Raw genomic sequence first — 7,945 nt, forward strand, 5'->3', positions numbered from 1 at the left:
GTGCCTGATCGACTGACTGCCAAAAGCGGCAATAGTGGTTGATAAGGGGGTCTTTTCGTTTGTTTTACGGAAACAAGCGCCTATTGCAATAAATCGGCCCGAAACGACCATCCCCGGGTAGTGCTAAATCCATCCTTCGGTCAACATCACATTACCCACCAGATCGATCGCTTCATTGCTGGCGGCAATTTCGACTGCCAGCCATGAGCGGTCGATCGTCTCATTTTCCAGCCGGAGCAATTGCGCCTGCAGCTCGCTGCCGGTCGCCTGGCGCCCGTATGTCTGCCAGTAGAGTATCTGGATATAATCCGCATTCGTGAGCGCTGCCAATTCCGCTCTTTCCTGAAACCAATCAAGGATCATGTCCGGGTCAACTTGAGCGGCAAGCGCTTCCCGCCCCAGTTGCCATTCTGCGGAAGTGGCGTCACGGTTGAAAAAACTGTGAAACAAGCGGCCCAGAATGCCTTCTGTCGTGTTATGCGCGAACAGGACTGTTTCGCCGCTATCGAACGCGATTGCTTCGGCATTTTTGAGACCGAGCATGGCACCATCACTCAAGCGCGTCAGCTCCACGACATCGCCGACAAGTTCGAGATGCACGGCATCGCGCCCGCCTGCCATGCGCAGGACATCATGCCCGGCACCGCCATCGACATGCATCGCGAGCCCCAACGGGAGATAGCCTTGATCATTGCCATCGCTACCGATATATTCCCGCACCACATTGAGCTGGATGACGTACGGATTACTGGTCAGGCCAGCCAGCAACTCGTCGCTGTTTTTCTCCCGCAAGCCTGCTGCCTCCGGCAAGTTCAGGAAAGCGGCCACAATCTCGTCCACTTCGGCATCGCGCCAATTCTGTAGCGCATTACCCTCGGTGGATGTCAAGTCCCGTTCCAGCCAGGTTTTAACCAGATGATGGGCCGCCGCCTCGGCGGCAGAATAGGCGATGGCCAGGCTGGGGCCGATGTCAAAGCGTACCAGCTCGACATCGATCAGCGAATCGATCTCTCCATTGCGATGCGTGAGAATCGCTTCATGACCGCGGATGGTTACTTCGTAATCAGCAAGCACGCCCTCCTGGAGAGCCATATCGAATCCGAACCCACCATTGAGCCGGTCATTACCGGGCCCACCGAGCAAAATATCATTGCCGGTCCCGCCAAACACGACATCATCCCCGGCACCGCCGGATACAAAATCGTCGCCGCCGAGGCTGCCCACGATATCGTTGCCATCGCCTCCAAACAGGATGTCATCATCCGCACCCAGGATAATGACCTGGTCCTGGCCATCGGCCGTGACGAAATTTCCCCCTTTACCCCCCATCAGGTGGACCGGCCCGCTCACAGCCGCGAAAGCGATATCGTCCAGCCGCAAGACGGTACCGGGCGGCAGATTGCTGCCATCGATCACCAACAGCTGCTTGCCGCTGGCAAGATCGGCTGAACCCGTGATCATGATCGGCACCTCAGCGCGCTGTGACGCATCCGCTATCAGTTCGAGGGTATGAACATGCGCCGAACTGCCCAATTCCAGGGTATCGATAAATTGCCGGGCATGCGCCATCATGGCTTGGCCCGAAGCGCTTCCCGGCGTAATCTTGTTTTGAATACGTGCAGCCAAATCTTCAGCGGCGCTGGATGTGTCCTGTGCCTGTGACTGACCTGCTGTGCGCAAACCCACACCGATCGGCAAACCGACAGTCAATACCGGCTTGCCTTGCGCATCGGTAATGACCGGAATATCGGCATGCTCATGGGATGAAGTGGCCGGGTCGTTTTCCCAATTGCCCCCCACCACCGGCACGGTCAGGAGGACGGCACCATCGGATTGCTTAATTATCGTCACCGGCATTCCATCGACCGTGGCAGTTGTGGGCACGGCTGGCGGCGCGGTCCTGCCGCCAGCACCAGAAGACGGTGGCGGCAGAGTGGCCGTGATGTTGTTTCCAGTCATGTCAGCTACACTGACTGCTGCACCAGCCGCCCAGCCCGCCTCAGCTGCGAGGTTATACAAGGTATCGTCAACTGCGGTGGCGCCTGTGCGGTTGATGATCTGATTGACGGCAGCCTTGTCGGTTGCGCTCAATGTCACGCTGAAAGACGTGCCTGAAGTAATTTCCACATTCGCCGTGTCAGTCAGGGTATGTGTCGCGCCCCCCTGACCCGTAATGCTAAGCTTGGAAACGTCGATATCGTTGGCAGCGCCATCCAGTTTCAGAAAATCGGTGCCGGTCACCACCAGCACGCCGGTCCTGGCGTCATAGGTGGCAGCTGTGATGGCCGGTACGGCCACGTTGCTGACGGTTATTCCGTTTCCGGCCAAGTCAGCGACCGCCACCGCCGCATCGGCGCCAGCCGCCCAGTCTTCGGCCGCAGCCAGGTTATAGGATGTGCCGCCCGTCGAAACCGTGCCATTCTTGTTGAGAAACAGGTTAACGGCCACTCTATCTGCGGCATTCAGCGTAACCGTGAAGGCGGTACCCGATGTAATGTCGACATTGCCACTGGTGAGCGTGTAGCTCTCGCCGCCTTCCCCGGTGAAAGACAGTTTGGAAACATCGATATCGTTATCAGCGCCCGCACGCTTCACAAAGCCGGTGCCGGTCACGACCAATATGCCGGTACTCGCATCGTAGGTTGCGGAAGTGATCGCGGGTACAGGCACGTTGCTGACGGTTATCCCGTTTCCGGTCATGTCAGCGGTATCGCCATCCATCACGGTCGTATTCCAGTCATCGGCCGCGGCCAGATTGTAGACTGTGCTGGTGGTGGAAGCCGCGCCGTTTTTATTGATGATCTGATTGAGTGCAGCCCGGTCGGCCATGCTCAATGTGACGGTGAACTGCGTGTCTGAAGTACGGTTGACATTGGCAGAATCCATCAGGGTATAGGTCTCCCCGCCTTCGCCCGTAACGGTCAGCTTGGAAACATCGATATCGGCCCCACTGCCGTTGGCCTGGATATGGGCACCGGTTACGATCAGCTCGCCGGCTGCCGCATCATAGGTTGCGCTGCTGAGAGTCGGATAAGGCGTCACGCTGACGGTCGACGCGATCGAAAGCACTGCCGTATCTTCTCCGCCATCCGCGGTGCCGCCATCGTCTTTCAGATGGGTGAGGGTCACGACCCGGGTGCTATCGCTGGGCGGCGTGCTGGTGTTGCGGTAGCCGAGTCCCTCGACAAGCGCCTGCACGGCCGCTGTGTTCATGCCCGCTTTAGTCAAAGTCAGCGTTGCGGTATTCGCCGCCCAAGTCACATTATATGTAATGCCAGTGGCATCAGTCGTACCCGAATTGCCACCGGACAGGGCGATCTCCTGCCCGTCAACCGACAGCCACTCATTTGCACCGTCGCCATCGGTCACATTCGTGACAGTGATGATCAGCTGTTTCAGCGATTGACCGCTTTCGACCGTGCTGGCGGCAGCGCCACTGAACAGGCTGACAGCCGCTCCTCCCTGGGAAAAGGCGGGATTCTCACCGATAGCCGTCAGCGCCGGCGGATCGTTGACCGGCACCATGTTGAGGGTAGCAGTGACGGGGGGCCCGACATGATCATCGTTGTCCGTAGCGCTAAAGGTAATGCTGCGCGCGGTCGTATCGGGATCGTTGCTGGCATTGTCATAACGGATCGATTTGATCAGTAGCTGCATGGTTTCCTCGGAAACCGGGCCACCAGTCACGCTGATATGCAGCACACCGGTGGCATTGTCATAGGCAGCAATGGTGACGTCCTCGCCATTGACTGTCAGAGCACCGGTACCGTAGGTGGAACTCAGGCTTTCGGCTACGCCATCCGGGCGATTAGTAAGCGTGACGGTGAGTGACTTGAAACTGCCATCATCGGTAATCGTCGCATCTTCACCCACCAGGGCAACGGCCCCACCCTTTTCAGTGAAAGTACTGCCATCGCTATCCAGATCGATGATGGGCGCCCGGACCAGGGTAACCGTAATCAACTGAGCGAGCGAAGTGGAATGTTCATCCTCGCCGTCATCGACTGTCACGCTCACGGTGCGTGGGTCAGTATTGACCGTGTCCGGATTGGTGTTGACATATTGCAAGGCTTTCAGCAAATCCTCCACCCGTGCCACGGTTGCATGGGCATTCAGCGTCACCACCAGGCTCTCTCCAGCGGTTCCACCTGTCACGGTGCCGATGGTGACGCCATCGGTATGCTCGACATTCAAGCCTGACAGGGAAATGGGCCCGACATCGCCGACCAGCAGCTCGTCCTCAGCAGACTGGCCATTGGCGGTTATCGCTGCCGTCACGTTACTGCCAGCGAATACGCTCGTGTCGACGTCCGTCAGCGTCACATCGGCATCCTTATCCAGCGCAACCGCCGCGCCGCCCACACTGAAACCGACCGCATCGCCATCCAGATTGCCAATCTCAGGCGGATCGTTGACTGGCACGACGGTCACGGTGGAAGCAATGGCCAGCACGGTGGTATCCACCCCGCCATCGGCGGTGCCGCCGCTATCCTGAATCGAGGTCAGGGTGATGACGCGCTCGGCTGCCGTTGGATTCTGGCTGGTATTGCTGTAGGCGATCGCATCGACGAGGGTTTGCGCCTCGGCGGGGGCGATGCCGCCCGCCTTACTGATGGTGACCGTAGCCGTAGTCCCTGTCACAGCCACTCCGACCGTCATCGCATGGGTGGCTGTGGCTGCGACTGAATTGCCATCCGTCAGGCTGACATCGGACCCATCGATGGTTAACACTTCATGCATGCCATCGGTCACCTGGATGACAGTCAGGACCAGTTCAACAATCTGGTCACCCGCTTCCACGGCATCGATTGCCGTTCCGGAAAACAGCGATACCGCTGCGCCGCCTTCGGTAAAGGTCGGCGCAGCGGGAGTTGCCGTCAATATCGGCGCATCGTTGATGGCAGTGATCGCCACGGTGCGTGTATCCGACGCTGTGCCGCCATGCCGGTCGGTTGCCGTGAAAGTAATGGTGCGGTCCCCGATGCCGGGATCGTTGGAATCATTATGGTAATGAATGGCCTGGACGACCTGCTGCACCCGCACATTGGTTGCGTTGACGTTGAAGGTGATGGTCAGCACTGTATCGTCGTTAACCGTGCCCCCTTCCGCGCTCAAGGTGCCAATTACCGTTGTACCATCTTTTAGCGCAGTACCGTCGGCGTGGATCCCACCCACGTTACCGACGATACTGAGGTGGTCTGCCGCTTCAGCGTTGCCGGTGATCTGGATGGTGAGCGTTCCGCCATTCCAGTCCGCGTCGCCGTCCGGATCGTTGAGTGTTGCGCTGGCGTCGATCTGGGTAGCAGCATTATTCTCGGCATAGGCGAGGGTGGTGTCATTGATGGTCAGGGAAGGAGGATCATTGGGTAAGATCGCATTGGCAATAACCAAATCATCAATCAGTAACTGCCCAACATCGTTACCAAAATTATTGGCACCAATCAAACGAATTTCATCAGCGTTTCTGAAAATTGGACTAGTGAATGTTACTATCTCGACAGTTTCATCATTTGGAAAAGTGGCGCCTGAAGGAGAGAATGTTTCGCTACCTAACAAGACATCATCTTTATAGGCATAAACCGTCAGGCTTGTATAAATAGACGCCCCAATACTGCCAAATTTGACCGACTGGAAGCTAACTTCGCGCCCATCGGTATATATAACCAAATAAGTGCCATCAGTCCCCGGGTAATAAAAATCATCATACGTATCATTGATTGAACCTGTTTCAGCTAGATTCAGGGATGTTCTTACTGTTCCTGTCGAGTCAGAGTCACGCACGACTTTGAAATGTATCGTTCCAAAGTTATCAGTTGGATGAACGGCGGTTACATAATCGGAAACTGTATCATTTGTAAAATCCAAGGTGTTTGTATTGAGAAGCGAGTTGAAATATTTGAGTTTTTCTTTACAAAACACAAATCTGGCGGACACGTCGCCCTCAGTGACATCCAGTATCCAATTCCCCCCCTGTTCAACATTTCCAGTTAAATGGCTGGATGCAGCTATTTTCGCACCAGTCATATCCGCGAGCTGCCCGACGAAATATTCACCCAGCGTCCCCTGGCCGACGTGACAGCCATACAGCAAGATTTCGGCATGCTCATTCAGCGCCTGCTGCCAGGCGAACAGGTCGCCCCGATAACGCGCAAGTGTTTCGACTGCGAGCAGGCTGTTTCCGAGTGCCAGGCAGCCCGCGCTGCCATGTGAAACGATGTGCACGGCACTGAGTCCCGATTGCTGCTTGAGAGTGGCACTAATTTGGCGCACGCCGTCCCGGCTGCTGTCGATGACATGCACCATGACGCCTGCCCTGGCCGCTGCAACCAGATGGGAATAGTCTTCGACGCCCTGGTCGATAAAAACGATTTCCTTGCAGCCGGCTGCATGGGCGGGCTTGACGCCAGGCAAGCTTGCCATGTCCGGGCAGAAAGAGTTCTTGTGCTTTTCAGGGAAATGCATGCTTGATGAAATAGCCGTTGTGGCTGCTTGTGCGGGTGATCGGCCGGCTGATGCAGCGCGAGCGGATTTTATTCGAGCCATTCAAAATTCCCCTGATGATTGTGCAAAGCGGTTGAAAACGGGCAAGCGGCGTGCAACTTTCTGATTGTCATAACGACATGTCTTGCGATCAATTGATGAATCGGTAGGCCGTTTTTCCGCAGACACCGTTCTTGCAAGCGATGTCCGGACAATCCGGGTCAAGAATACACCGCACTTTTCCGGGTTCATAATCCCGAAATAAACAGTTTTCTCCGCTTTATTCCAAGGGGAAGCGCATAGCCGGAGGGATCAGTCTCCATCCTGAGGATGCTTGTCGTAACGGCTGAAAAGGCGTGGATTGCGGTCGATGAATTTGGCTATCCAGACTTCGATAAAGGAACGCTTGCCCCGCACCAGGTACCACCAGCCGAGCAGGCTGATGATGAGCGCGCCGATCACATTGACGATCAGATCCCACATGGTGTCGGTCAATCCGGAATCATCGCCCAGCATCGGCTTTTGCATGTTGGTACCGAGAATCTGGTCCATTGCAAACTCGAAAATTTCCCACAGGGTGCTCACGGCAACAGAAAACAGAAAGGCAAAGAACGCGATGAAACGCGGGCGCATCGACAGCTCGGCGCGCTCGTTTTCGTTGAGCACGTACACCAACAGAAAGCCAAAAATGCCCAGAAGCAGGCCGGCGCTCGCATGCAGCGCGATATCCCACCACCACAGGCGGTCGTAATAGCGATGGATTTCGCCCAGGAACAAGGCGGCAAAAACGAACAGAATCGCCAGAATCTGGAATTCGGCCGGGATGTAAATCTGGAATCTGCGCCCCAGCACGACCGGCATCAGAGTAATGCTGCTGATGGCAAGCAATAGGAATGCATGCATCCAATGGCCGTCATTGATGACGAACACCAGCTCCACCGCCATGATGACATGCAGAAAAATCACCAAATAGCGGTGAATACGCTCCGCCCTGCCGTTCAACCTGAAAATCTCATAATATGGGGGTTCACCAGGTTGATTGCTGGGCATGAAAACCGGTATGGATGGGTGATAGGCTGATGCTGTCCAACGTCAGATCGATGGGTGTGGGACAAGCTTGCCGGATTGTCATGATCAGTGCCCATAGCACCTGGAAGAGTGGGTCGTATTGACCGCACAACAGATTTTCGCCGGATGGCAATGCAAGGCGCTTCTCGAAATTGTGATGTCAGAAATATGGAAAACAAGCGAATGTTTCCGCACCGCGACCAATCTACCAAAGATTCAGAATGCGGTCAAAATAGCTATGATCGATCATGCAGCGCCACCAATCCTGCACGATATAAAAGTTTTTGCGAAATTCATTTTGCTAGGGTCTGTTGACATTTCACATAGGTAACCACAGATACCCACACGCCATGGCTACCATACTTTCATAATTTCGCTTCAGTTTGTCGTATCGTGT

2 protein-coding genes and 1 pseudogene are annotated in these 7,945 nt (G+C 55.7%); all 3 read right to left on the reverse strand.

Annotated features, from left to right (window positions below):
- Positions 1-123: 123 nt before the first annotated feature.
- Positions 124-6,543 (reverse strand): DUF4347 domain-containing protein, encoded by a 6,420-nt coding sequence (locus BLV85_RS09295; protein ID WP_090414545.1) that lies wholly within the window; start codon positions 6,541-6,543, stop codon positions 124-126.
- 249 nt (positions 6,544-6,792) lie between these two features.
- Entirely contained in the window at positions 6,793-7,530 is a 738-nt protein-coding gene (locus BLV85_RS09305) for a DUF2238 domain-containing protein (RefSeq protein ID WP_218132803.1), read from the reverse strand.
- Positions 7,531-7,867: 337 nt separating this feature from the next.
- A pseudogene (locus BLV85_RS14900) lies at positions 7,868-7,945 on the reverse strand (IS5/IS1182 family transposase); the annotation flags it as partial.

Source organism: Nitrosomonas halophila (assembly GCF_900107165.1).
Lineage (GTDB): Bacteria > Pseudomonadota > Gammaproteobacteria > Burkholderiales > Nitrosomonadaceae > Nitrosomonas > Nitrosomonas halophila.

What these genes read in the sequence shown, in the direction of transcription:
- BLV85_RS09295 (WP_090414545.1), bottom strand. Translation starts at nt 6,543, where the DNA reads ATGGCTCGAATAAAATCCGCTCGCGCTGCATCAGCCGGCCGATCACCC.
- BLV85_RS09305 (WP_218132803.1), bottom strand. Translation starts at nt 7,530, where the DNA reads ATGCCCAGCAATCAACCTGGTGAACCCCCATATTATGAGATTTTCAGG.